The 23,438-nt window shown below is 44.7% G+C and carries 29 protein-coding genes and 1 riboswitch; of the genes, 8 read left to right on the forward strand and 21 right to left on the reverse strand.

All coding sequences use genetic code 11. The features are described from left to right. Positions 1-5 precede the first annotated feature (5 nt). The 11 genes from accB to E4665_RS15680 form a co-directional block, all read right to left on the reverse strand. Positions 6-476: an acetyl-CoA carboxylase biotin carboxyl carrier protein gene (gene accB, locus E4665_RS15630; protein WP_135349734.1), complete on the reverse strand. Its 471-nt coding sequence runs from the start codon at positions 474-476 to the stop codon at positions 6-8. Between the two features lie 343 nt (positions 477-819). Then, complete coding sequence (locus E4665_RS15635) at positions 820-1,347, reverse strand: SpoIIIAH-like family protein (RefSeq protein WP_135349735.1); 528 nt, start codon at positions 1,345-1,347, stop codon at positions 820-822. A 14-nt stretch (positions 1,348-1,361) separates the two neighbouring features. After that, a complete protein-coding gene (gene spoIIIAG / locus E4665_RS15640; RefSeq protein ID WP_241654913.1) occupies positions 1,362-2,030 on the reverse strand; it encodes a stage III sporulation protein AG in 669 nt (222 codons plus the stop codon). Beyond that, positions 2,030-2,662 (reverse strand): stage III sporulation protein AF, encoded by a 633-nt coding sequence (spoIIIAF, locus tag E4665_RS15645; RefSeq protein ID WP_135349736.1) that lies wholly within the window; start codon positions 2,660-2,662, stop codon positions 2,030-2,032. The genes spoIIIAG and spoIIIAF overlap by 1 nt, the downstream gene beginning before the upstream one ends. A gap of 10 nt (positions 2,663-2,672) precedes the next feature. Further along, positions 2,673-3,869, reverse strand: coding sequence for a stage III sporulation protein AE (spoIIIAE, locus tag E4665_RS15650; RefSeq protein WP_135349737.1), 1,197 nt, complete (start codon positions 3,867-3,869; stop codon positions 2,673-2,675). A 1-nt stretch (position 3,870) separates the two neighbouring features. Then, a complete protein-coding gene (gene spoIIIAD, locus E4665_RS15655; RefSeq protein ID WP_135349738.1) occupies positions 3,871-4,272 on the reverse strand; it encodes a stage III sporulation protein AD in 402 nt (133 codons plus the stop codon). Between the two features lie 10 nt (positions 4,273-4,282). After that, positions 4,283-4,486: a stage III sporulation protein AC gene (spoIIIAC, locus tag E4665_RS15660; RefSeq protein WP_135349739.1), complete on the reverse strand. Its 204-nt coding sequence runs from the start codon at positions 4,484-4,486 to the stop codon at positions 4,283-4,285. 46 nt (positions 4,487-4,532) lie between these two features. Next, entirely contained in the window at positions 4,533-5,048 is a 516-nt protein-coding gene (gene spoIIIAB, locus E4665_RS15665; RefSeq protein WP_135349740.1) for a stage III sporulation protein SpoIIIAB, read from the reverse strand. Next, on the reverse strand, positions 5,045-5,989 hold the full coding sequence (gene spoIIIAA, locus E4665_RS15670) for a stage III sporulation protein AA (protein ID WP_277752229.1): 945 nt from the start codon (positions 5,987-5,989) through the stop codon (positions 5,045-5,047). Before spoIIIAA ends, spoIIIAB begins: the two co-directional genes overlap by 4 nt. 190 nt (positions 5,990-6,179) lie before the next feature. After that, positions 6,180-6,737 (reverse strand): elongation factor P, encoded by a 558-nt coding sequence (gene efp, locus E4665_RS15675; protein ID WP_135349742.1) that lies wholly within the window; start codon positions 6,735-6,737, stop codon positions 6,180-6,182. A 180-nt stretch (positions 6,738-6,917) separates the two neighbouring features. Then, positions 6,918-7,433: a YqhR family membrane protein gene (locus tag E4665_RS15680; RefSeq protein ID WP_241654915.1), complete on the reverse strand. Its 516-nt coding sequence runs from the start codon at positions 7,431-7,433 to the stop codon at positions 6,918-6,920. 220 nt (positions 7,434-7,653) lie between these two features. Between E4665_RS15680 and E4665_RS15685 the strand changes: the two genes are divergently transcribed. After that, a complete protein-coding gene (locus E4665_RS15685; RefSeq protein WP_135349743.1) occupies positions 7,654-8,601 on the forward strand; it encodes a DUF1385 domain-containing protein in 948 nt (315 codons plus the stop codon). A gap of 16 nt (positions 8,602-8,617) precedes the next feature. Next, a complete protein-coding gene (locus E4665_RS15690) occupies positions 8,618-9,025 on the forward strand; it encodes an SA1362 family protein (protein WP_241654917.1) in 408 nt (135 codons plus the stop codon). A 60-nt stretch (positions 9,026-9,085) separates the two neighbouring features. Here the strand turns inward: E4665_RS15690 and E4665_RS15695 are convergent, their stop codons facing one another. Both E4665_RS15695 and mntR read right to left on the reverse strand, forming a co-directional pair. Further along, positions 9,086-9,970 carry a patatin-like phospholipase family protein gene (locus E4665_RS15695; RefSeq protein WP_135349745.1) on the reverse strand — a complete coding sequence of 295 codons (885 nt, stop codon included), beginning with the start codon at positions 9,968-9,970 and terminating at the stop codon, positions 9,086-9,088. Positions 9,971-10,074: 104 nt separating this feature from the next. Beyond that, positions 10,075-10,506 carry a transcriptional regulator MntR gene (mntR, locus tag E4665_RS15700; RefSeq protein ID WP_135349746.1) on the reverse strand — a complete coding sequence of 144 codons (432 nt, stop codon included), beginning with the start codon at positions 10,504-10,506 and terminating at the stop codon, positions 10,075-10,077. 201 nt (positions 10,507-10,707) lie between these two features. Here mntR and E4665_RS15705 point away from each other — a divergent pair, with 201 nt between their 5' ends. Beyond that, a complete protein-coding gene (locus tag E4665_RS15705; protein WP_135349747.1) occupies positions 10,708-11,091 on the forward strand; it encodes a rhodanese-like domain-containing protein in 384 nt (127 codons plus the stop codon). Between the two features lie 100 nt (positions 11,092-11,191). On the opposite strand, the gene gcvPB is transcribed toward E4665_RS15705, so the two are convergent. From gcvPB to gcvT, 3 genes are read right to left on the reverse strand one after another with little or no spacing between them, the layout of a single operon-like run. Continuing rightward, positions 11,192-12,664: an aminomethyl-transferring glycine dehydrogenase subunit GcvPB gene (gcvPB, locus tag E4665_RS15710; protein ID WP_135349748.1), complete on the reverse strand. Its 1,473-nt coding sequence runs from the start codon at positions 12,662-12,664 to the stop codon at positions 11,192-11,194. Next, the gene (gene gcvPA / locus E4665_RS15715) at positions 12,657-14,012 is read right to left on the reverse strand and encodes an aminomethyl-transferring glycine dehydrogenase subunit GcvPA (RefSeq protein ID WP_135349749.1); all 1,356 of its coding nucleotides are present in this window, start codon (positions 14,010-14,012) and stop codon (positions 12,657-12,659) included. The genes gcvPB and gcvPA overlap by 8 nt, the downstream gene beginning before the upstream one ends. Positions 14,013-14,028: 16 nt before the next feature. Beyond that, positions 14,029-15,126, reverse strand: coding sequence for a glycine cleavage system aminomethyltransferase GcvT (gene gcvT, locus E4665_RS15720; RefSeq protein WP_135349750.1), 1,098 nt, complete (start codon positions 15,124-15,126; stop codon positions 14,029-14,031). A gap of 182 nt (positions 15,127-15,308) precedes the next feature. After that, a riboswitch (glycine riboswitch) is annotated at positions 15,309-15,397 on the reverse strand. Positions 15,398-15,527: 130 nt separating this feature from the next. Between gcvT and E4665_RS15725 the strand changes: the two genes are divergently transcribed. Together E4665_RS15725 and E4665_RS15730 are read left to right on the forward strand one after the other, a co-directional pair. Then, on the forward strand, positions 15,528-17,204 hold the full coding sequence (locus E4665_RS15725) for a DEAD/DEAH box helicase (RefSeq protein ID WP_135349751.1): 1,677 nt from the start codon (positions 15,528-15,530) through the stop codon (positions 17,202-17,204). Further along, entirely contained in the window at positions 17,182-17,985 is an 804-nt protein-coding gene (locus tag E4665_RS15730) for a YqhG family protein (RefSeq protein WP_135349752.1), read from the forward strand. The genes E4665_RS15725 and E4665_RS15730 overlap by 23 nt, the downstream gene beginning before the upstream one ends. Here E4665_RS15730 and comGB read toward each other — a convergent pair. Continuing rightward, positions 17,972-19,003 carry a competence type IV pilus assembly protein ComGB gene (gene comGB / locus E4665_RS15735; RefSeq protein ID WP_135349753.1) on the reverse strand — a complete coding sequence of 344 codons (1,032 nt, stop codon included), beginning with the start codon at positions 19,001-19,003 and terminating at the stop codon, positions 17,972-17,974. The genes E4665_RS15730 and comGB overlap by 14 nt on opposite strands. After that, the gene (locus tag E4665_RS15740; protein ID WP_135349754.1) at positions 18,978-19,865 is read right to left on the reverse strand and encodes an ATPase, T2SS/T4P/T4SS family; all 888 of its coding nucleotides are present in this window, start codon (positions 19,863-19,865) and stop codon (positions 18,978-18,980) included. Before E4665_RS15740 ends, comGB begins: the two co-directional genes overlap by 26 nt. A 239-nt stretch (positions 19,866-20,104) precedes the next feature. Here E4665_RS15740 and E4665_RS15745 point away from each other — a divergent pair, with 239 nt between their 5' ends. From E4665_RS15745 to E4665_RS15750, 3 genes are all read left to right on the forward strand, one after another. Beyond that, positions 20,105-20,641: a hypothetical protein gene (locus E4665_RS15745; protein WP_135349755.1), complete on the forward strand. Its 537-nt coding sequence runs from the start codon at positions 20,105-20,107 to the stop codon at positions 20,639-20,641. 101 nt (positions 20,642-20,742) lie between these two features. Beyond that, a complete protein-coding gene (locus E4665_RS18230) occupies positions 20,743-20,916 on the forward strand; it encodes a hypothetical protein (RefSeq protein WP_167815227.1) in 174 nt (57 codons plus the stop codon). A 485-nt stretch (positions 20,917-21,401) separates the two neighbouring features. Then, the gene (locus E4665_RS15750; protein WP_135349756.1) at positions 21,402-21,581 is read left to right on the forward strand and encodes a hypothetical protein; all 180 of its coding nucleotides are present in this window, start codon (positions 21,402-21,404) and stop codon (positions 21,579-21,581) included. 40 nt (positions 21,582-21,621) lie between these two features. On the opposite strand, the gene E4665_RS15755 is transcribed toward E4665_RS15750, so the two are convergent. From E4665_RS15755 to E4665_RS15765, 3 genes are read right to left on the reverse strand one after another with little or no spacing between them, the layout of a single operon-like run. Continuing rightward, complete coding sequence (locus E4665_RS15755; protein ID WP_135349757.1) at positions 21,622-22,632, reverse strand: GH25 family lysozyme; 1,011 nt, start codon at positions 22,630-22,632, stop codon at positions 21,622-21,624. Beyond that, positions 22,625-23,011: a phage holin, LLH family gene (locus E4665_RS15760; RefSeq protein ID WP_135349758.1), complete on the reverse strand. Its 387-nt coding sequence runs from the start codon at positions 23,009-23,011 to the stop codon at positions 22,625-22,627. Before E4665_RS15760 ends, E4665_RS15755 begins: the two co-directional genes overlap by 8 nt. Further along, entirely contained in the window at positions 23,008-23,256 is a 249-nt protein-coding gene (locus E4665_RS15765) for a hypothetical protein (RefSeq protein WP_135349759.1), read from the reverse strand. The genes E4665_RS15760 and E4665_RS15765 overlap by 4 nt, the downstream gene beginning before the upstream one ends. Positions 23,257-23,438: the final 182 nt, after the last annotated feature.

A 23,438-nucleotide genomic window follows, 5' to 3' on the forward strand; every position in this document is an offset into this window, starting at 1 on the left:
ACTCCTTAATCTTCCTTTACCAGAAACAATGGCTGACCATATTCAACGAGCTGGCCGTCTTCTGCAAGAATGTCAACAATTGTCCCCTTGCATTCCGCTTCAATCTCGTTGAATAACTTCATCGCTTCAACAATACATACCACTGTCTTTTTATCGACCTTTGATCCCTTACGGACATAAGCTTCCACATCCGGCTTTGGTGAGGAAAAGAATGTCCCTACCATCGGAGCCGTAATCTTGTGTAATGAGGGCTCCTGCTCCGGCGCTGCATTGCTGTCCGTTTTCGCTGCTACCTCTGGAGCTGCCGCGGGCTGAGCGGCGACTTGAACCGGCGTGGGCTGAATTACAGTCTTCTCAGTCAGCGCAGATGTTTTGCGCAATGTAATTTTCGTTTCCTCAGATTCATATTTCAATTCACTAATTGACGATGAATCCATTTCCTTCATCAAAGTTTTAATTTCATCAATACTTAACAAACCAAGCACTCCTTTGTCCTAGCCGCTTTTCAACTCATTATATCATATCATCCCTCAATTTTTCCCGGATTGTATGACAGATACAGTCTTAACGGCAATCCATATTGTCCTCTATCTTCTGAATAAGATTCAGTCGCATTACCTGCTGCCAATCAAGATGATGTCCATCCTGATTTTGCTCAATTCATATGGAGCAAAAAGCTGAAAAAACTGCTGCGGATTTTCGCAACAGTTTCTATTGTACCTAATTTTGTTCAAAAAATCTTCAAAAATTGTCAAATCTTATTCGGTCACATTAATAGATTCCGGATTAGTCTCGTATAAGTTAGGCCGTGTGTCCTTTCTATTTTGAACTAAGATTATAACTGACACTGACTACCCTGCCTGCTCCCAGATATTCATTAGCGAGTCTGATAATTCCATTGGCCTGCTGATCCGTCAGGTTTTTGGCATCCACATAGATCTGAACCTGACTCCCTGCTGTTTTCACAACTGCATTTTTATAGCCTTTAGATTGGATCACGTCTTCCAGCATCATTTCCGCGTTAGCCAGTGTTTTCATGGACTCCATGTTGTCATATGCGGCGCTCACCTGCTCCGCCGTACTCTTCTGAGAGGCAATCACACCTTCATATTTTTTCTGCAGCTGGCTTCGTTCGTCGGCTTTGTCCAGTTCAATTTGTCCCAATTTATTATCCGCTGCGCTTGTGGTTACGGCGGCCCCGTTTTTCCCTGCTGTCGCCTGACTTTGATTTTTCTGTTGATTAGTCAGACTGCTCGCAGGCTTGTCCGGGGCAGTCAGGGCGTATACAGACAGAACGACAATTAGACTGAGCATTGTAAGCAGCCATACTGTTTGTTTTTTTAACATTTTTTAAAGCCTCCTTATTCATTTTTCTGTAAAACTTTAACCTGATAAGTTTGGATATCCATGACTGTCGCAACAGCGTCCATGATTTCCGCACGGATGGCCGGTTGATCTGCACCACTCGCGACGACAATGACACCGCGCACGGTCGGCTGTTCTTTTCCAATCACAACCGGTTCTTTGACCCCGTTTTTATCGACCATCACAACCTGACTGTCCTGGCTGCGTTCATTGACCTGACGTGTTCCGCCCTTCTGATCATTTTCAACTGTCTGATTGTCCTGAGTTTTTATATTGTTCTGATAAATATTTTTTTCAGTTGATGAAAAAGTAACCATTACCGATACTTCTGAAACGCCCTGTATCTGTTCCAGGATGTTTTTCAGATTTTGATTCACGTAGTCTTCATAATTCGCTATAGATCCTGCGGAATTGTTTCCATTACCCGATTTGATGTCAGACAGCTTTTGCGAATCTTTACTGCTGAATACAGGGCTGCCATTTGTCTGCGCCGCATTTTGAGGGGCAGCAATCATTCTGTTCCCAAGCAGCAGGGCAACTCCTATCATTGTCAGGACGATTAGCCGGATTATGGCTGATTTTTGTTTTCTTTCCGGCTCACCATCTCTCCCTAGCGCACTTTTAAGCCATTTTTTTATAAAATCCGTCAACCAAGACAATGGCATTAATCCCCCCCTTCTATCCGGAGTGAGATGATTTTCTCGTCAACCCCCCATTGCCCTGCAAGAAAGGAACGGATCTTGTCCGCCTCAGCGGATGTACTGCCTGTCTTATTCTGACGGACTTGATCCCCTATGTTGATTGAAACTTCATCAACGGGCCTGACAGCTGAAAGACTATTTCCCCCGGTACCGCCATTTTTCTTCGATTTTGCAGCGACGACCGTAATGCTTTTAAGTGACAGATTCTGTGTGTTTCCCTGATTCGCGGATAATACCAGGTTTGTGATCTCCAGTCCGTACCGTCCATTTAACTCCTCCTTCACGCGATTCTTCATTTGGACAGCCACCTCTTCATGAATATATGCTGCCTGCGCCTGTTCTATTTCTTTTTTTTGCTGGTTTGTTTCCAACGTTAATTGGCTGCTTCCGTGCTGAGTCGGGATGCCTCCTATAATCTGTCCCGGATCCATATGGAACAGTTTGATTACAGGATCCATTAAGGCTACGATGAGAACAAGTCCGAGAACGAGCTTCACATATTTTTGAAATCCCCCTGAAGGAAGCAAAAGTTCAAGAATCACGGCAAATAAGACAATCATTACCAGTTGTGAGACCCAGCCTTCAAGATACCCCATAGCGTCCCTCCTACCTCACCATCAGAGAAATATTTCCGGATGTGATGATTATAGTAAGCGCCAGAAAAAACATCAGCGAAACAATTGCAAGGGCTGAAAAAAGATAAAACATACTTTTCGCCATAATCACCAGTGAGTCGGTAACTGGTCCTTTTCCAAGAGGCTGGAGTACGGCAGCGGCCACGTTATAGATAAATGCCAGTGACAGCACTTTGAGAAGCGGGAACGCAGTGATACAGAATAGTATGAGAAGGCCGGCAATGCCTACTGTATTTTTAAGTATGACGGAGGCTCCAATGACTGTGTCTGCCGCCTCAGTAAACATGCGTCCAACCACCGGAAGAAAATTTGCAGTGAAGAACTTAGCGGATTTGACCATCAGTCCGTCTGAAATTGCTGCAGCCGCCCCCTGGACTGACATAACACCAAGAAATACAGCAAAGAAAGCGGCGAGTGTGAAGAGAGCAATGTTTCGCAGGAGGTCACTTAATTTAGTGAGTTTATATTCTGAAAGAGTGCTGACAATACCCAGAAGGGCAGACATGAAAAGGAGGGGCATGATAAATACGGATACAAGCCATCCGGAAATATTGACCAGAAAAATAATTAGTGGATGAAAGAAGGCGACTGAAGCCGCCCCTCCGGCCGCTGCGGTCAGTCCAAATATCAACGGAATAAGTGCAATAAGAAATTGGCTCATGGTACGAACCGTATCGGCCGTATAGCCAGCTGCTAATCTAAAACTATTAAGTAAGAGAACAAGCAGGACAAGTGTGACCACAATATAAGCGACTTTCGAAACAGTCTTGACTTCAAAAGCGGATTGGATCGCTTGCAGCAAAGTGGAGAACACAGAAAGCATGATCAGAGTACCCAAAAGGCTGCTGCTGACAATCAATTCATTAAGGAAGAAACGGAGAAGCCCACCAAAAAGCTTTTTTAAAAATCCTTGCTTATCGGACTGAACAAAGCTTTTGAAATTTGGATTCGTTTCCGGCAGGTACCCATTATTGTCATCTACAACCTGTTTCCAGTAAGTTTCAATCTGATCCGTGCCAATGCTCCCCAACTGCTGTTCAGACAATTGCGCAGGTGATGGGGCAGAATCACCCTGAGCAAAAGCCAATTGCCCCTGAAAGAAGAGCAAAAATGATACGGCAAAAGCAAAGATCATTTTCCATAAAGATGAATTACGGATCGCCTTCATTTTACCCTCCTCCTACTCGCGGTACCAAGTTCATAACAGTATCGACGATAGCCGTAAGGATCGGAATCGCCAGCACGAGAATGACTATTTTACCCGCCAGCTCAATTTTACCGGCAAGTGCAGTCTGCCCTGCATCCTTGGCAATTTGTGCTCCGAATTCTGAGATATAAGCGATCCCGATTATCTTCAATACCGTTGCGACATACATGCTGTTCAAATGAGCTGTTTCTGCCATTTTTTTCAGCATGTCCATGACCAGTGTGATTTGATCCACAAGCATGATGAAAATAGTGGTGCCGACGATCGAAGTAAGCAAAAGGGCAAAGACCGGATTTTTTTCTTTTAGGATGAGTGCCAGGAAGGTTGCCGCCAGGCCGAGGCCGACAATTTGCAAAATATCCATACATTAGTCCTTACATGAACAAGAAAACGTTTTTGATTTTTTCAAATAAGTCGTCAATCATTGTAGCGGCCATATACAGAATGACGACGAATCCAATCAGAGTAACCCATTGCGCCCAGTCGTCTTTCCCCATTTGTTTCAGCACCGTTTGGATCATCGCTACGATGATGCCTATGCCCGCAATTTGAAAGATCGTGTTCACGTCCAGTGACATCCGGGTCCCTCCTCTCTTGGAAACATTAGTGCATGCATTACTCTCTTCAAATACAGATCAGGACTATGAGAATGCCGGCAAGGAAACCAAGGCTGCGTGTCATTTTTTCATTTGCTTCCTGCCTGGCTCTGGCCTCTTCCTCTTCCCGTTCAAGATGCGCGAGCGCCAGTTGAATATGTTTCTGCTGATTTTCAGCATCTTCTGTACCTAAAGTTGATCCAAACTGCAGAATCACTTCTTTCTCAGCTTTTCTCATTGAAGTTTCCGGCCAAAATACTTTGATGGCGTCGGGCCAGGCTTCACGAAGCGGCATTTTTTCAGAAACCATTTTTTTCTGTAGAATTTGAAAAAAAAAGGCGATAGGGTGCGGCAGCTGGACGGACAGATGACCTGCCATATCGTCAACGGGTATGCGTCCATAGACGATCTCCGCTTCAATTGACTGCAGCGCTGAGCGCCACTGTCTGATTTCTTTCGGACGGTCCCGGAAACCACGGGCGATCACAATCCCCGCTGAAGTAGATGATACGACGATTAAAAGAGATCCCAGGAGCTGTATCATTGCCAGATACCCTCCTCCGTGGCAATTGACTGCCCGAGGCTGTCAAGTACGGACATCCTGCTGCCTTTAATGAAGTCCGTCCTTGATAAAATAATGTAACGGTCAAACATATGGGCTTCGAGGAGCGGAGCAAGTGATGGCCTGCTTCTCAGCTGAGTCAGCGAGAAACCGTGAGCCGTCGCGATGACTGAAACGCCTGCATTGAGCGCTTCAAACAAAGCTTCCATATCTTCTTTTCTTCCGATTTCATCAACAATAAGTACCTCAGGGCTCATTGACCGGATCATCATCATCATTCCTTCCGCCTTAGGACAGGCATCAAGAACATCCGTCCGTTTCCCCACATCATTCTGCGGGATTCCATCCACACATCCGGCGATTTCTGATCGTTCATCAACAATTCCAGTTTTCTCAGCTTCTATAAATCTGTCAGGCAGACCACTGCTGATCAATCGCGCTAAATCCCGGAGCAAAGTTGTTTTTCCTGTCTGAGGTGCTCCTATAATCAATGTACTTACCCAGCGCCTCTTTTTATAAAGGAACGGGATCAGCGGCAGGGCCGTCCCTATTTTCTGCTTGGCCAGCCGGATATTAAAAAAGGTCACATCGCGAATCCGAAGCACATGACCCTTTTCAGTAATGACCCGCCCTGCAAGCCCAATCCGATGGCCGCCTCTGATCGTGATATATCCGCGCTTTAGTTCCTCTTCCATCGTATATAGTGAATATCTGCTCATTTTCTGAAGCATTTCTGCAGCATGCTCTCTTTTAAAAACAGGCATTGCTTCCCCGGGAAGATACCAACGCCGGTCAGCAACAACAAGTTCCAGCGGACAATTTGTGCGCAGCCGTATCTCTTCCAGACTTATGCGCGCGTCATCTGGCATTCTGAGAATAACGGATCTAAATGGCTCAGGTAACAATGACAAAATAGGTTCCAATTCATCCACCTGCTTTTTAAAGTGCATCAGGCTTTCGTTTCAATATATGCTTGCCTGTCCTCTATATGCTAATTGTCAGTCTGAACGGTCATTCGGCGTCAATTTCTATTAAGGGGAAAAATAAAAGACGTCCGAGTATACGGACGCCTTATAAAATATGAATATCACTATTTCTTAAAAAAGAGCTCGATCACGCACGGGAAACATAAAGGCCGGATCTTGTATCGATGACCAGTTTGTCCCCTTCATTAACGAAGAACGGCACGCTGACCACATACCCGGTTTCAAGTGTTGCCGGCTTTGAGCCGCCTGAAGCAGTGTCACCTTTGATTCCGGGCTCCGTAGCCGCCACTTCGAGCACAACGGTATTAGGGAGTGCGACACCAATTGTCTCTCCTTGATAAGACTGAACATTGACTTCCATATTTTCTTTAAGAAAATTAAGCTGAGTCTTAATTTGGCTTTCGTCCAAATCCATCTGTTCAAAAGTTTCCATGTCCATGAATGTGTAAGCCGATCCGCTTGCGTAAAGGTACTGCATCTTGCGGTTGTCAATACGGGCAGGGCTGACTTTTTCACCGCCGCGGAAAGTCTTCTCCTGAATCGCTCCAGTCCTGAGATTTCTCAGTTTGGAACGAACAAATGCCGCTCCTTTACCCGGTTTAACATGCTGAAATTCAATGACGGACAAAATATCTCCGTCAACTTCAATCGTAAGACCTGTTCGAAAATCATTTACCGAAATCATTGTCTTCCTCCTTGTAAATTGCTCCGCACTTGAACCGGTTCATCTCCGGCCGGCTTTTTTCAGTCAGCAAAGACACTTTTTGCAGCAGAAAGCTTAAAAAACAATTGATCACTGCTCCAGTGTATTATTCTCTTAGGGCAAATGCAGACTGAAAACCACTTTAAACATTTTACCACAGCACTACTCTTTTGGATAGTTTTCTAAGTCCGGTTTTTCTTCGATATCATAGGCAATAGAATAGCCGATAAAAAGTCCGTATAGCGCAAACAAACAGCTCGTTGTAGTCAGTGTATTCCAGCCAATTTTGATTAGGGACGGAAGACCGGGCAGCCAGCGCTGCAAGACAATAAAAACTAATCCCCATAAAATTAATCCGTAGCCGATACCAATCCAGATAGATTTGAATTTGCTCAATGTAAACTGATATAAAAGAGCGAGAGGTATTGAAAGCAGGCAGAGTCCCGCAATTGCCAGAAACTGCCCGAAAATACCACTTTTCCAAGCGCCTATGTGAAAGGGAAAGAACAGAAGTTCCGGCCCCACCGATGCAAAATTCAGAAGATGGCAGACCATTGCGGTGCTGCTCCAGATAAGTCCCCCGAAGAATCCTATGACAGTTGCACGGCCCAGGGATTTTCCAATTTTGTTTTCCTCTTTGCTTTTCTTTGTTTTTTTCTTCAGAATTCGTCTCGCCACTCAGAGCACCTCGGAATTTTTTTCTGCAACTAATTATGCCCAAAACAACGAAATTTGTACCAATTTAATATTAAAACACATCGAAGAGCATTTTTCAGTCAAATTTTATTAATATCCAAACTTCTTCCTAGAGCTTTTTGAACATTTCGGGTAAAATAAAGATATGTATAAGTAATTTAGGAAAACAATCTATTACTTTTAGAATCGGGCTGATCAGATTATGGCAGGAAATCTCCCTGTATATGGCGGGCAAGCAGTGATCGAAGGCGTCATGATGGGTGGAAAATACACTACGGTTACTGCTGTTCGCAGAAAAGACAACTCCGTCACTTTTTTTGAATGTGCGAAGAAACAGTATCCGTCATTGAGACTTCTGAAGAAGATCCCGGTTCTACGCGGAATTGTGGCCATTTTTGAGGCAAGTGCTGTTGGAACGAAACATTTAAACTATGCGTCTGAAGTCTATGGCGAAGAACCATCCGCCGATAAGAGCAACAGGGAAAAAGTGCATGGAGGGTTAAGTGCATGGATTGGACTCACGGCAGTGGGCATAGTGTCCTTTCTCTTTGCTAAATTTATTTTTACACTTGTCCCAGCGTATGTGGCCAGCCTGTTTGAACCGTGGATCAGCGGAAGGACAGGACAGGTGCTGCTTGAGGGTAATTTCAAAATCATTTTATTAATCGGCTACATTTATTTCATTTCACTGACACCTTTAATGAAAAGATTGTTTCAATATCACGGATCCGAGCATAAAGTAATAAATACATTTGAAAGCGGTGAAGCATTGACCGTTGAAAATGTGAAAAAGCATTCCAGGTTCCACTACCGCTGCGGGTCAAGTTTCATTTTATTCACGGCGCTGATCAGTGTTTTTCTCTACTTTTTCGTTCCCGCTGACCCGTTGTGGCTCCGGCTGGTAACCCGCGTTCTACTGATACCCCTTGACCTGGGGCTCGCTTTTGAAATTCTTAAACTTACAAACAGTGTTCGGCATATTCCGGTGTTGCGCTGGCTCGGTTATCCTGGCCTATGTGTTCAGCTGCTGACAACAAAGGAACCGAATGATGAGCAAATTGAGATAGGTATTGAGGCATTTAACAAAATGCGTGCTTGTGAATCAGCAATTGAGAAGGAGCAGGTTGTTCCCGTTAACCAGGTATTGTAAAATCTTACGGAGGTGAATGTTCGTGAAAACATTTCTCTACTCGCTCATATTTTCACTGATCATTGCTCTCGGAATTTTCGGTTTGCTCACAAAAATTTTTAGTAATCCGACTGCTCTTCTCGTCCAGCTTTTGATTCTGGCCGCCATTATTGCCGTCGGCCTGTTTTTCTTTAAAAGGCTGGCGGAAGGGACAGGGAACGCAGATCAAGCACTATACCGGAGAGCAGCCAAACAATCACTGAAGCGCCGGAAAATCACTTCCATCAGCCGAAAATTTCGCGGCATTCATCCGTCAAGATTTAAAGTTATATCCAGCGGCTCTCGTTCATTCAAAGAGCTTTCACGGCAATCTATAAAAGAACATGGCCATCTGACGGTAATCGAAGGTAAGAAAAACAAGAAAAAGAAACGTGTTTTATTTTGATTAGTAAACACACAATTAAGGATTGGCGCGGCGGCCAATCCTTTTTAATGCCTGAAATATTCAGTATGACCACTTTTGAAGAAAACGGTCGGTCCGTTCCACTCCGAGTTGGTAAAGCCTGCTCCTCTCTTCTACAGATATTTGAAAATCCTTTGTTGTCACATTCTTTATCGGTATCACAATCAAGTTAGAGTCTTTAATTCTCTGTATCGTTCGCTCATCATGTGCCTCATGCATCGCTGTAAAGATCCCGCGAAATAACTCGAACGCATTCTGAATTCCGGCATGTTCGCCTTTATCGCCCTGTGTTGTTTGAATACCCAAATAAGGACGAGCGGGCAACCCTCCCTCCTCCATATCAAAAATCCAGATTGGAAAATTACTTAGAATTCCTCCATCTACGATTAACGATCGTTCTCCATTTCCATCAAACAGGGAAACGGGTTCAAAGAAAAAGGGCAGGCCCGCACTCATTCGCACGGCTCGCGCTACTGAAAATGAATCCGGATTAATTCCGTAGTCTGGCAAGTCATCGGGTATTACGACCATTTTCCCTTTTGAAACGTCCGAAACGATCATTTTTAATGACCCCGGTGGCAAGTCTGAAAAGACGGAAATACCTTTGTCGGCGAGTGCTTTTTCCAACCAGTGTTCCAGCTTTTCTCCCCGGTACAACCCCATTCTGAAATAGACGCGCAGCCATTTATAAAACGGGAAGCGAATTCGCGCAGGCGCATCAAGGAGTTGCCTCGTATCCATTCCGTCCATCAATTTTTTCATTTCGGAAGCTGTGTATCCGGCCATTAGCAGTGCCGCAACTATTGATCCGGCGCTTGTACCAGCCGCTCTCTTAAACCGGTATCCTGACTTCTCCAACCTGGCAAGGGCCCCCACAAATGCAAAGCCTTTGATTCCCCCTCCTGAGAAGACAATATCTATCCACACAGGCTTCCCCCCTATAAATACATTAGATGATCGTAAATTAAAAAAGAGACCGGAAACAGTAGTTTCCGGCCATCGTCAATCAATTTCATTAATTATTCCAATCATTACTCATCAAAATCATCGCTTCTCTCTTTAATTTCCAGCAGCTGATCCACCCGTTTCGGATCTTCCTCAAAATATTGGACGACATCACCAATTCTGTCAATGGAATCCCAGCTCAGATGATGCTCGATACCTTCCACATCTTTATAGACATTTTCTTCGCTGACACCAACCAGTTTGAGGAAATCTTCCAGTAGTTCATGACGATAAACTAATCTTTTCCCCATTTTCTTTCCCTTTGGTGTCAGGATAAAGCCTCGATATTTTTCATAAATCAGATACTGATCTTTATCAAGTTTCTGAACCATTTTTGTCACAGATGAAGAGTGGACGTCCAGTGCCTCGGCAATATCCGAGACTCTTGCGTATCCTTTATCCTGGATCAGCCAGTAAATTCGCTCGATGTAGTCTTCCATACTTGGAGTAGGCGACATCATGTCTCCCCCTAACAACATCCCATAGTCACTTCCCCAATGTTACTATAAGAGCGCTTAAAAAACAAGAAAGCCTGGACCGTCTTTTTCTCTCATTTTACCCTGCCCAGTTGATAAATTTGAAGTGAAACGATGTAGCTTCTTTAAAAAAAGTCGAAAAATCGGTATAATAATTTTGAATAGTTGTGGGGGGAAATTAGAATGCTGGGTTGGGTATCATTTATTGTATTGCTTGCCGCGTATCTGGGCTACACATTTGCATCCAGGTATTTTCTGCGCAGATATCTTACAACGTTAAATGAAGTGGATTTCAGAGCCGGGTACAGAAAAGCGCAGCTCATTGATGTAAGGGAAGCCAATGAATTCAAAAATGGTCATATTTTAGGTGCCAGAAATATTCCTCTGGAACAGCTCAAAATGAGAAAAACAGAAATCCGCCATGATATGCCTATTTATCTGTACTGTTCAAATGGATCCCGCAGTTCCCGTGCGGCCAGTATCTTGAAGAAGCTTGGCTATAAAAATCTTTTCGACTTGCAGGGCGGTTTTAAAAAATGGGATGGAAGAGTTAAAGCAAATCATTAAAGTCGAGTGCCATGGTTCTAACCGTTCTACCAGTGGAAAAAAGCGTACATCAGAGATGTACGCTTTTTGTTGTGCTTCTTTGCAATCTTTACCTTACAGCTTATTTTGCTTCTGGCTTTTGATAACGAAGAATCGGATGTCTCGCCGCACGTGTTTCATCCAGCCTTGAAATAACCGTCTGATGTGGCGCTTCCTGGACTATCTCCGGATTTTCTTCCGCCTCGTAACTGATCTCTATTAAACGATCAGCGAAGGCATCTAAAGTTTCCTTTGACTCCGTTTCTGTGGGTTCGATCATCATCGCCTCATCAACAATGAGCGGGAAATAAATTGTCGGCGGATAGTAGCCAAAATCAAGCAGACGTTTCGCCATATCCAGCGTTCGGACGCCAAGTTTTTTCTGGCGGCTTCCCGATAATACAAATTCATGCTTGCAAAATTGCTTGAACGGTGTATCAAAATTTCCGGACAGTCTCTTAAGCAAATAATTGGCGTTCAGTACAGCATCCTTAGAGACCTGACTGAGCCCCTCCGCCCCCATCGTACGGATATAAGCATATGCCCGGACATTGATTCCAAAGTTGCCATAGAATGCTTTAACCCGTCCAATAGAATCCGGTCGGTCATAATCGAACCCATAGGTCCCGTCTTCCTTTTTAATAATCAATGGCTTCGGAAGGAAAGGTGCCAGTTCCTTCTTAACACCAACCGGCCCCGATCCAGGTCCGCCTCCCCCATGCGGCCCAGTAAATGTTTTATGAAGATTTAAGTGGACCACATCATAACCCATGTCTCCGGGACGCGTGACACCCATGATCGCATTCATGTTGGCACCGTCATAATAGACTTTACCGCCCGCAGCGTGGACTATCCTTGCTATGTCCTGAATATGGGTTTCAAAAAGTCCCAGCGTATTCGGATTGGTCAGCATCAGCGCCGCAGTATGGTCGTCTGCCACACGCTCCAGATCCTCCAAATCAACAAGACCATTCACATCAGATTTTACTGTTACTGCCTCAAATCCGGCTACAGATGCCGAAGCCGGATTCGTACCATGCGCCGTATCCGGTATAATCACTTTTGTCCGCTTTGTATCATGGTTTGCCTCATGAAAAGCCCGGATAATCATCAGACCCGTCCATTCACCATGGGCACCGGCAGCAGGCTGCAGAGTCATCGCATCCATTCCGGTGATCGCTTCAAGATTAACCTGCAGACGGTACAATAATTCCAGAGCTCCCTGCACCGTGCTCTCATCTTGATAGGGATGAACCTTTGTAAAGCCGTCAAGACGGGCGATGACTTCATTGACCTTTGGATTATATTTCATGGTACATGATCCCAGCGGATAGAATCCGTTGTCAACACCAAAGTTCCGCTTTGACAGAGCCATGTAATGACGAACAAGCTGAAGCTCCGAAACTTCAGGAAATTCCGGATCGTTTTTTCTGATATACTCGTCATCAATAAGACTGTTCAAAGTTTTCTCAGGAACATCAATTTCCGGGAGACTGAATGCAACCCGTTCTTTTTTCGATTCTTCAAAAATCAGCGGTTGATTCTGATCAGACATTGACAATCCCTCCTAATGCTTCCGCAAATTGATCAATTTCTATTTTTGTACGCATTTCCGTCACTGCGATAAGCATTTTATTCTTTAAGCTGGCCGAATCCCTTCCCAGATCATAACCGCCGATGAATCCTTTCTTGATCAGTGCCTGATTGACCTCTTTAACAGGTTTTCCACAATTGATCACAAACTCATTAAAGAAGGATCCCTCATTCTCAATGGTCAGTCGTTCTTTTTTCAACCGCTCGACTGCATAATGTGCCTTTTGCACGTTCTGTTCCGCAAGTTTGCGAATTCCTTTTTTCCCAAAAGCGATCATTGCAACTGAAGAAGCCAGAGCATTAAGCGCCTGATTCGAACAAATATTGGATGTAGCTTTGTCACGTCGTATATGCTGTTCACGTGCCTGTAGGGTCAGAACAAAACCACGCTGGCCTTTTTCATCTACTGTTTCACCGACAAGCCTGCCGGGAATTTTTCGGATCAGTTTCTTAGTCACTGCGAAGTAACCGCAATGCGGTCCTCCGAATGATTCAGATATTCCGAGTGGCTGGCAGTCTCCGACAACAATATCGGCATTGAAAACACCTGGGGGAGTGAGTAAACCCAATGCCAATGGATTGCTCGAAACGATCAAATGCGCTTTTTTCAAGCGGTGAACCGTTGCTTCAATTTCTTTCAAAGGCTCGATCTGCCCATAAAAATTAGGATATTGTACAATGACACATGCCGTTTCCTCATCCAACTCTTTTTCAAGTTTCTTAAGGTCTGTCATTCCGTTAAGAGACGGAATAGTCACAATTTCTAGTTGGCGTCCGTGCGCATAAGTATTCAAAACTTCCCGATATTCAGGATGGACTGTTTCGGACACAATGATCTTTGAATGGTCACTCGCTCCGTATGACAGCAGCGCTGCTTCAGCGAGTGCCGTCGAACCGTCATACATTGAGGAGTTGGCGGCATCCATCCCTGTTAATTCGCAGATTAAAGTCTGAAATTCAAAAATCGCCTGTAGTTCCCCCTGGGAAACTTCTGCCTGATATGGGGTGTAAGCTGTATAAAATTCTCCCCTTGAAATCACACTATCTACCACTGATGGAATAAAGTGGTCATACACGCCAGCGCCCAAAAACGAGGGGAGCCGACTCGTGCTGATGTTTTGCTCCGCGAGTCCAGAAAAAAATCTCAAAAGCTCGGGTTCAGACAAAGCCTTCTCTACTTTAAGCCCTTCTTTGAACCGAATTTTCTCCGGTATATCGGAGTAAAGTTCTTCTTCATCAGCCACACCAATTGTTTTCAGCATAGCCAGCCGGTCGTCTTCAGTTACCGGCAAGTAGCGGAATCCTGCCATTTCTTTAATTGCCTCCTCAGCTTCTCTTATAAAATGGAGTTTTGACAACCTTTGCCTTTTTCCGTTTGCCACGGACATCTATATCGATGACGGTACCAATTGACGTATGTGCTTCATCGATCAGTACGAGCCCGAGATTTTTTCCTAATGTCGGTGATTGTGTGCCTGTCGTTACTTCCCCTATCTGAAGGTCACCATCATAAACCGCATAATGAGTCCGCGGTATCGCCCGGTCAATCATTTCGATTCCGACAATTTTTCTTTTCAGTCCATTCAGTTTCTGAGTGGTCAGTGAAGTCTTCCCAATAAAATCGTCTATTTTCTTCGTTTTCACTGCAAAACCGATACCTGCTTCAAGAGGTGAAATCGAGGCGCTCAGCTCCTGACCGTAAAGTGGCAGCCGTGCTTCAAATCTAAGGGTATCTCTTGCACCAAGGCCACACGGAATCAGTCCCTCATTTTCACCAGACTTCAGCAGCTTGTTCCAAAGCTGTTCGGCGTGATCCCACGGGCAATAAATTTCAAACCCGTCTTCTCCCGTGTAACCCGTTCGGGAAATAAGGACTGGGATACCGTCCAACGGAACATTTTGTTCAAATTTAAAATGGTTGATACTTTTCAGATCAAACGGGGTAATTTTCTGAATTACTGATTCTGCCAGAGGACCCTGTACGGCGAGCAAAGCTATTTTTTCAGATTCATTCTTCAGCACCGCCTTCCCGTCAAGATGGGACTGCAGCCATTCAAAGTCTTTTTCAATATTTGCCGCATTGACAACGAGCATGAACGAGGATGCTGAGAGGCGGTAGATCATCAAATCATCCACTGTACCTCCATCCGGGTAACACATAGCTGTGTACATTGCGTCTCCCGGATGCGCTTTTGAAACATCATTGGTGACCATCCCTTGAAGAAAAGCTTCGGAATCCGCTCCTTCAAGGCTGAATTCGCCCATATGTGATACATCGAATATTCCCGCCGTGCTTCTTACCGCATGATGCTCCTGCTTAATTCCTGAAATCTGGACTGGAAGCAGATATCCTCCAAAATCGATTAATTTCGCACCAATTTTTTGGTAAGTTCCGTAAAGCGGTGTTGTTTTCAAACCGGACATCCTCTACAAATCCTCCCTCTGAGAAATGAAGTGCACTTGCATTGAAAAGTGAAAGAAACAAAACAGGACAGGGGAAAACACAGCTGTGTTTTCCCCTGTCCTTAAACCTGAAAGTTTATCGCTTAATATTTAGCGTCAAGCGGTATCCCCTTTGGTGGCTGATTCAGCACTCTCCAGAGGTGCGTCTGCCACGAGTCTTTTTGCCTGAGAGATTCACTGTTCGCTTGCTCCTTCGGCGTCGCATGAATGCGCCCTCTCCTCATGACATCATCCGCAAAACATTCAATTGTTGTTTATCCCCAACCAATGTTGCACATACTAACAGTTACTATCCTATCATTAAAAACAGATGAAAAGCAATGGTTTGTTCACAAAATTTTAACAAATAAAAGGTGTCAGATATGCAACCGATCCTATTATTTGACCGATCTTGGCAGGAAGACTTTATTAAGCGGATAGAGAACGACGGCCCTTGGGGAAAACTTGAAATGTTTGAACTGGCTTATCAAGCTGACAGTGAGCGTATTGTTCCCTCTTTTCACGGCCTGATCGCTCCCGGTATGCTGCCGAAGCTCAAGCTCCATCCGCACCAGATTGAAACAGCTAAGACGGTCATCGAAGACATGCACGGCAAAGCAATTCTCGCTGATGAAGTCGGTCTTGGAAAAACGATTGAAGCGGGACTGATTATCAAAGAATATATGATTCGTGGACTGGCAAAAAAAGTACTGATCCTTGTGCCTGCTTCACTGGTGCTTCAATGGGTGTCTGAGCTTAATACGAAGTTCTCCATACCCGCTGTCCCGCAGCGTAAGTCCTATGTCTGGAGCCAGTGCGACGTTGTTGTTTCGTCTATTGATACTGCGAAACGTGAACCCCACCGGAGTCTCGTTCTGCAACAGAATTATGACTTTGTCATTATAGATGAAGCGCATAAACTTAAAAATCATCAGACGAAAAACTATCAGTTTGTCCAGCTGCTTAAGAAAAAGTTCTGTCTCCTGCTTACGGCAACACCCATTCAGAACAGGCTCAGTGAAATTTTCTATTTGGTTTCCCTCCTCAAGCCCGGATATTTGGGAGACGAAGAAAGTTTTGCTAAGACCTATAAATCCGGAATCCGATCAGTCAGGAATGAAGAAAAGCTGAAACAGCTTGTCAATCAGCTGATGGTCCGCAATCGCCGAGATGACACAGGCCTTGATTGGCCGAAGCGGATTGTGACATCACTTGACATGTCCTTTTCTAAGGAAGAACAGACCTTTTATGATACGCTTTCTGAGCTCCGGAAATCCGGGCTCATTCAGGGATTCTCATTGCTCACTCTACAGAGAGAGGCCTGCAGCAGCCGGGAAGCTGCTTTTGTTACGCTGAGAAAAATTTACAGAGATAAAGCAGAGCCTTCAACTGCCGTTCTTTGGAACACGATATTCGAAAAACTGAACGGTGTGCAAAGTAATTCAAAAGCCGAGAAAACACTTGACTTAATCCGCAAAATTAATGACAAAGTCATCGTGTTTACAGAATACCGTGCGACGCAGCTATACCTCCAGTGGTTTTTCAAACAGCATGGCATCACCTCGGTTCCTTTCAGCGGAGGTTTCAGACGAGGGAAAAAAGACTGGATGCGCACATTATTCCAGAATCAAGCGCAGGTTTTAATAGCGACTGAAGCCGGCGGTGAAGGAATCAATCTTCAATTTGCGAGCCACCTGATCAATTACGACCTTCCATGGAATCCGATGCGTATTGAACAGAGAATCGGGCGCATTCACCGGCTGGGCCAGAAAAAAGATGTACACATTTATAATTTGGCAATCCGAGGGACTGTTGAAAGCCATATTCTGAATCTGCTGTACAATAAAATCCATCTGTTTGAACAAGTGATTGGCGAACTCGATGAAATTCTTGAAAAGATTGACCTGAAAGACGTTGATCGGCAGGTGCAGCAGATATTTGAGGAATCGGAGTCAGATGGCGAGCTGCGCATAAAGCTGGATAACCTAAGCAGTGTGATCAACTCAGAAAATCGTCATTTCTTGGAGGACGTTCACCATGCAGCAAGCGGAAATACTTGATTTTCTCACACGCTTTTTTAAGACTTCCGGCTGTACCTTGCTTCCAACAGAAACTGGTGGACAGCTTAAGGTCAAGCTAAGTGAAGAAATGGACCAACTTTTGATGAACCGACCTTTTTATTGGCATTATATCAGGCAAACCGGTGGAATTCCCGAAACAGCAACGCTTCTGTTTCGGACTGATGAAAAGTCTGACGACGGAGAGTTGATCTATTTCGGATCCCCTCGGCTCCACCAGATCTTCGAAGTCGCAAAAAAACTGGCGCCATTCGTCCGAATCTATCAGGAGCCATTAATCCATTCGTCACCCGCTCTTGAGCCCTGGTTATGTCTGAACATGAAAATCAGTGATCAGTGTGACCTGAAAAGGGATCGGATTTACTCTGTCGGACTTCAGCTGATAAACGGAACGCTGGTCGAGGGTTTCCATGAAATACTGTCTAAGCTTACCCTCAGTCCGAAAGCACCGGATTACTGTTATACCCTTAGCCCCCTGATTACTGTTCGAAGCGGTATCAGACGCGTAGAAAAGCTGATCGAGTCGGAATTACGTTGTGAGCCGTCAGACTGGTCGGACAGTGCGGGAAAACGATGGGAACGGGATCAGGAACTGCTGGATTCCTTCTATGAACTCGAGACAGAGAAACCGGAAGCCTATTTTCAAGAAAAAGAAGCGCTGAAGGCCCAATATCAGCCACGCACAGTGATCAGATTGATCAATGCCGGCCTCTTTTATCTTCAATCCAGATCATTTCTTCCTGACATTTCTAAAGGCCGTTGACCATCTGAAAAACAGGCAGAAGCACTGAGGCAAACATTCCAAGTATGAGCCCACCGATAATCAACAGGAGTGCCGGCTGAAGGACTGACAGGAACGTGTGGATTCTCCGCTCCATTCGATCCATAACGACTGTACTGTATTTACAAAGCGCTTCACCGGGGATACTGTTCAGCTGTCCATGATAAAGCACAGTCGCCAGCTCCGGAAGGTAAAAGGGGGAATCCAGCACAATCTTTTCAAATCGAATTCCGTCCAGAAGGGAACGGCGAATCCGAGTCGCTTCGTACTTCAGGAATGCTGTCGTACCTTTTTCCGATAACGTTTCCACAGCTTGTCGGATCGACAGGCCTGCGCGAAGCAGGCTGCCTATATAAAATGAAAAGTGATAGGTAATATAGTGACGCGTAAAAGAGGCCGCGAGGGGAAAATGAATCAAAATACTTAACTGCTTCTCAGCAGATAGTCTGCGAAAGTGAAAAAAAGTCAAAGTAAAAGAGACTACCGCAAAGCCAAGCAGCACGATTAAAAAGTAGCTATGATCTGTCAGATAGATAATGAGCTTTGTCGTCAGAGGGAGATCTATAGAGAGTGTCTGATACAGCCGGCTAAAGCTGGGCAGCAGGAAGCGGCCGATAATAATAAACATTAACGTGAGGATCCATAGGAGCATAATCGGATAGCGGAGTAACTGTGACAGTTTTTTCTTATACCCCTCACGCCTCTCCATCATCCTCCCCGCCTCAATCATCCCCCGGGCAAGTTTCCCACTTGCTTCCGAAAAATAAATTGAGCTTGAGATTTCTCTTGGAAACCCAGAATCCGACAAAGCGTCTAAAAAGGATGATCCATTTTTTAACCTTTCCAGCATCATTTCAAGTTCATCCCGGGCAGGCAGGCTTTGATTAAATAACTGGAGGCGGATAGAAAGTTCTAAAGGGTACCCATCACTAAGACATTCACCGACATGGATCAGAAATTCGGCCTGCTCTTTTTTAGTCCAGTTTTTTTTGAAAATCAATGGGTGAAACACCTCCCTTCAGAATCTCTTTCGCAATCCATCCCGAAGCGATCCCTTCTTCCAGATAATCCTCAATTGTTTTATACTGCGGAATCCGGGACCGCTGATCGTCAGATGAAAGAATTTCCTGAAGCGGCCTCCCAGCCAATATCTCAAAAATGCCCGTTCTTTTTGGGTGATGGCGATTTGCGCACTCAGGTGAACAGTTATTCCCACATTCAGGGCATTGAATCGTCACAAGGCGTTCAGCAATCACTCCGACTAACGTATCCCTTAAATCAAAACGCGGTATTCCGAGCTCAGTCAGACGTCGGAGTGTCCCCGCCGCATCAGAGGCGTGCACCGTTGAAAGTACTAAATGTCCTGTCAAGCTCGCCCTTACAGCTAACTTTGCCGTTTCTTCATCACGGATTTCGCCGATCATCACGATGTCCGGATCGTGACGCAGAATTGCCTTAAATCCATCGGCATATGTGAAATTAGCTTTTTCATTCACTTCCATTTGAACAAAGGTTTCATTTCTTTTTTCAATGGGGTCTTCAAGAGTGATGATACGGGCGTGGTAACGTTTTTGCAAAGCCGCCATCAAGGTATAAAGAGTTGTCGTTTTCCCGGAACCGGTAGGACCTGAGACAAGTATCAGCCCATTCTCATAATTCAGTAGTGATGACAGGCTTTTTACTGCTTCATCAAATACGGATAAGTCACTAATGGAAAGTGTTTTGTTTTGGGGGAGTAATCGGATAACCAGGCTTTCATTATAAGGGGTTGGTAGTGTTGACATCCGAAGTGACAAAGTATCGTGATTGATCACGGTGATCATGGCGCCGCTTTGGGGAAGCCGCCGCTCTCCGATATCCATTCCGGATAAATATATTTTTTAATCCGATTACTTGCGGAAAAGGCTGTAAATAAGGCTTTTTAACGGTACGGGTACGAATGTTTAAGAATGATTAAGATGTTTCTTGGGGCAGCTGTGGGGGCATATTACCTCAATTAAAACCGTGGGGCTGACGTAAAACAGCCCAGATTATTATTTTTATCCCGCCATTGTGCGGGATTTTTTGTATAATTAAGGAAAAATATACCGGGGGAAAGATAATGAATAAAAAACGATGGATCCTTACCAGCATATTCGGCATTGTTATATCAGCTATAATACTTATCCCTTTTATAATAAATTGGTATCACGAACAACAAGCTATCTCCAAAGCCAATGACCAATTTGATGTAGCTTTTTCGAATGTTATTGGCACAGCTTTAAATACTGGAATTGAAGCAGACAATTTAGGGCATAATTACGAAAGTATTATTATGTATTCTGGTGCAAATGGAAGTGATTTAAGTAGTTTAATCGATCAGGAACAAACGCGACTTCTCACTCAGGGAAAAACGCTTAAATTAAATGACTACAATATGAAAATGGATATTGCCTATACTTCATTAATGAAGTTGAGCCTAAAGAATATTAAACAGGGCAAAGAGAAAAAAGCCGCCGCTAAAAAATTTTATGATACCGTTTCCCAATTCTATTATTTTGTAAACAATCCGAAGCCTAACAATACTTATGCGCTCACTTTCCAAACCTATCAAAAACAATATCTTAATGAATCAAAAGCCTGTACTAAGCTCCAATAAATCAACTCTAAGAAGGATATTTATTCCCTGCGTTTTCCATGTAGCGCAGGGAATAATTTTTTGCTAAAATAAGAACATACATTCTATGCGGAGATGATCTCATGCTAAGCGATTTTGAGCGGAAAATAGCGCAAATCATGCGCAACGATCGATCAATGGGCCGTGTCACACAGATCGCCGATCTGGAACAGCGAACCGGTCATGATCCCGAAGAGATCGAAAAGGCCATTGATAAAGTGAAGCGTACACAGCGCGCTGAGGGCGGATTGCAGTAAATATGTGGTGGGCATCTCCGCCGATATCCCTATTATCCTGCGCTATAGCGTGGGATTTTTTTATAGAAAAACCCTGAAAAACTTTCCAAAAGGACTTGCACTCATATAGTACATGTACTATAATAAAAATATGGAAGGAGGTGAAAAAGTGGTTGATAAAATAATTGATGAGGTAAGAAATGCAATAACAACCGTGGCCGCGGTTATCGGCATCTACTACCTCATCAAAGATCATCGGAAGCCTCGAAAGAAGCGCCGAAAGTAACACCCCGGGGGAGAAATCCCCCACATATTATTATATCATAACCACTTTAAATTATGAAAAAACTCAAAACTGTTGACATTTTGTTTTTCATTCTCTTTTTGTCATGGCTATCTGATACAGACTTCTCTCACTTGTCCGTTATAAAAATAATCGGACTGATTGCTGTGGGTGTTTGGTTCATTTTGATTTTGCTTAAACTATTTAAAAAGGACTGGTGATCATGCATAAAAACCAGCTGAGCTATGATAAGGAGTGGGCGAACGAGAACCGCGAACACAAACGATACTTATCAAAGCGATCAACGGCTAAATCCTTTATACGTAAGGACGCAACGGCTGAGGACTTGGACGACCTCGAGTCATTAATTGCTGAACGACGGAAACTTATCACCCTAAAATAATTATGTATGCCCGCCACCACGGCGGGCTTTTTTCATTATGTCATTTCTTTTTCAGATATTGCGCTCCGACGTACACATGGCCGGTACCGCTCTTAATCTGCGCCCAGCCATTGCTGATTCTCTCAACCTCGACTTGCTGACCTTGCTTTAGTGTGCCAACGACCTGACCATTCGGTGCCTTCCGGATATTCAGTAGGCTGGCCGCAACGATATAGGACACTGTCTTTTCGACTGTCGGCTTCGGTGCTGCCTTAACCAGCTCTGGTTTCTTTCCTGCTTGCAGATAGGACAAAAGCTGAGTGTTCTGCCCAGCCGTACCAATGTAAGCCTTAATGCCGTACTGCTTGGCCAGTTTGGCACGGGCATTAAAGCTGCTATCCTGTTTCTTGGCGTCCAGGTACTGCACCAGCGTCATCGGTTTGCTGGCCTGTTTCACAGCTTTTTTAGCCTGCGGGCGGCTAGTGAATGCGCCAGTATAGTCCACACTGCAGTCAAAGGTACCACTGATCCCTTTAAGTTTGACTTTGTCCGTATACTGCCACGCGCCAACATTTTTAAAAGGCGGTTTGTTCAGATCCACTTTTGCCGGATAGCCTGCTTTCCATGGGTTTGCTGGCAGTTTACTTTCGTCCAGGTGTGCATCAGTAAACGGCTGATTGCTGTACCAGGTGACGTTAAGATAACCAGCAGCCTTGACCGTATTGATAAATACAAGGGCATTCTCCGTCATATTCCCACCGAGTACAACCTCAATATCCAACGGTATGCGTGCATTTTTAGGCACACCATAGAATTTAGCGAGTGAGAGAAAAAACTCTGCTTCAGCTTTCGCTTCTTCCGGACTGTTCGCCCGGAAAAAATGGTAGGCATTGACGAGTAACCCTGCTGCCGTAGCATTCTTAATGTAACTAGCCGCCATGGGATCCTTAAAGGTATGACCCTCTGATAGCTTGATCGTAACAGCTAAAATACCGTCTTTCTTCATTTGCTGGAATTCACTCACCGATCGAACGCCTCGGCTGTGATTAAGGTCAATAAATAGCTTAGCCAACTGGCTCACCTTCCTTGGCTGCGGTTTCCACCTTCGCCTGTACCTGGTCAACCTGATGTTTCAGACCGGACAAGTCAAACGCTTCCTGAATGAATCCCTCAAGCTGTTCCGGAGTAAACCGGATATGGAAAAATGACCGGCTCAACCATGATGCGAGTAGTTCCAGCGCCAGTTTCCGCTTTTCCTGCCCAGACGGTGAATCATAGTATTCTTTAGCCTGCTGTTCAATCAACAATACAGCGCGGGCTGCCGCCTGCTCCACATGCTTCCGCTGTGCCGCCGTAAGGCTTGCCCAGATCCGTGCGGATACGAGTGCCAAGACAAATAAAATAGCGACCAGTAAGATGGCCGCTCCAATCAACAGGTAAATATGATTCATTTCAATCGCTCCTCTACATTTTTAATGCGTTCCCCGTGATCTCTAACTGTGCCCTCGACCACGTCCAGCCGCTTACCAAGCTGCTTATGTTCCACCTTAGCTAGGTTTAAGCTATTGGTGTTGTCCGTGATCGCCTTGGTCAACGGTTCGATATAATCTTTGACTGTGTCGCTGATAAACTTTGTCAGCGGACGAACAACAAAACGCCGAATAAGGGCAATAGCGGTGGCTATAATCCCTAACAATGCCCCCCACTCCTGCAAGTCAATCCCTAAAAACCTCACCCATCATCACCCTCTTTTAGCCTGCCGGCGGCGTATTCAGTGCAGAAATGGCCGGTGCGATCAGTGCATTGATCTGATCGACATTACCGGCCGTCGCGGTGAACTGTTCAACTGTGATGTGAATCGAACCATTAATATAATCG

This window comes from Sporolactobacillus shoreae, from assembly GCF_004684935.1.
GTDB classification, from domain to species: Bacteria; Bacillota; Bacilli; order Bacillales; family Sporolactobacillaceae; genus Sporolactobacillus; species Sporolactobacillus shoreae.

Excerpts from the sequence above, each read along its gene's own strand:
- E4665_RS15635 (WP_135349735.1), bottom strand. The coding sequence starts at position 1,347 with ATGTTAAAAAAACAAACAGTATGGCTGCTTACAATGCTCAGTCTAATT.
- spoIIIAG (WP_241654913.1), bottom strand. The coding sequence starts at position 2,030 with ATGCCATTGTCTTGGTTGACGGATTTTATAAAAAAATGGCTTAAAAGT.
- spoIIIAF (WP_135349736.1), bottom strand. The coding sequence starts at position 2,662 with ATGGGGTATCTTGAAGGCTGGGTCTCACAACTGGTAATGATTGTCTTA.
- spoIIIAE (WP_135349737.1), bottom strand. The coding sequence starts at position 3,869 with ATGAAGGCGATCCGTAATTCATCTTTATGGAAAATGATCTTTGCTTTT.
- spoIIIAD (WP_135349738.1), bottom strand. The coding sequence starts at position 4,272 with ATGGATATTTTGCAAATTGTCGGCCTCGGCCTGGCGGCAACCTTCCTG.
- spoIIIAC (WP_135349739.1), bottom strand. The coding sequence starts at position 4,486 with ATGTCACTGGACGTGAACACGATCTTTCAAATTGCGGGCATAGGCATC.
- spoIIIAB (WP_135349740.1), bottom strand. The coding sequence starts at position 5,048 with ATGATACAGCTCCTGGGATCTCTTTTAATCGTCGTATCATCTACTTCA.
- efp (WP_135349742.1), bottom strand. The coding sequence starts at position 6,737 with ATGATTTCGGTAAATGATTTTCGAACAGGTCTTACGATTGAAGTTGAC.
- E4665_RS15685 (WP_135349743.1), top strand. The coding sequence starts at position 7,654 with ATGGCAGGAAATCTCCCTGTATATGGCGGGCAAGCAGTGATCGAAGGC.
- E4665_RS15690 (WP_241654917.1), top strand. The coding sequence starts at position 8,618 with ATGTTCGTGAAAACATTTCTCTACTCGCTCATATTTTCACTGATCATT.
- mntR (WP_135349746.1), bottom strand. The coding sequence starts at position 10,506 with ATGTCGCCTACTCCAAGTATGGAAGACTACATCGAGCGAATTTACTGG.
- E4665_RS15705 (WP_135349747.1), top strand. The coding sequence starts at position 10,708 with ATGCTGGGTTGGGTATCATTTATTGTATTGCTTGCCGCGTATCTGGGC.
- gcvPB (WP_135349748.1), bottom strand. The coding sequence starts at position 12,664 with ATGTCTGATCAGAATCAACCGCTGATTTTTGAAGAATCGAAAAAAGAA.
- gcvPA (WP_135349749.1), bottom strand. The coding sequence starts at position 14,012 with ATGGCAGGATTCCGCTACTTGCCGGTAACTGAAGACGACCGGCTGGCT.
- gcvT (WP_135349750.1), bottom strand. The coding sequence starts at position 15,126 with ATGTCCGGTTTGAAAACAACACCGCTTTACGGAACTTACCAAAAAATT.
- E4665_RS15725 (WP_135349751.1), top strand. The coding sequence starts at position 15,528 with ATGCAACCGATCCTATTATTTGACCGATCTTGGCAGGAAGACTTTATT.
- E4665_RS15730 (WP_135349752.1), top strand. The coding sequence starts at position 17,182 with ATGCAGCAAGCGGAAATACTTGATTTTCTCACACGCTTTTTTAAGACT.
- E4665_RS15740 (WP_135349754.1), bottom strand. The coding sequence starts at position 19,865 with ATGGATATCGGAGAGCGGCGGCTTCCCCAAAGCGGCGCCATGATCACC.
- E4665_RS15745 (WP_135349755.1), top strand. The coding sequence starts at position 20,105 with ATGAATAAAAAACGATGGATCCTTACCAGCATATTCGGCATTGTTATA.
- E4665_RS18230 (WP_167815227.1), top strand. The coding sequence starts at position 20,743 with ATGCTAAGCGATTTTGAGCGGAAAATAGCGCAAATCATGCGCAACGAT.
- E4665_RS15750 (WP_135349756.1), top strand. The coding sequence starts at position 21,402 with ATGCATAAAAACCAGCTGAGCTATGATAAGGAGTGGGCGAACGAGAAC.
- E4665_RS15760 (WP_135349758.1), bottom strand. The coding sequence starts at position 23,011 with ATGAATCATATTTACCTGTTGATTGGAGCGGCCATCTTACTGGTCGCT.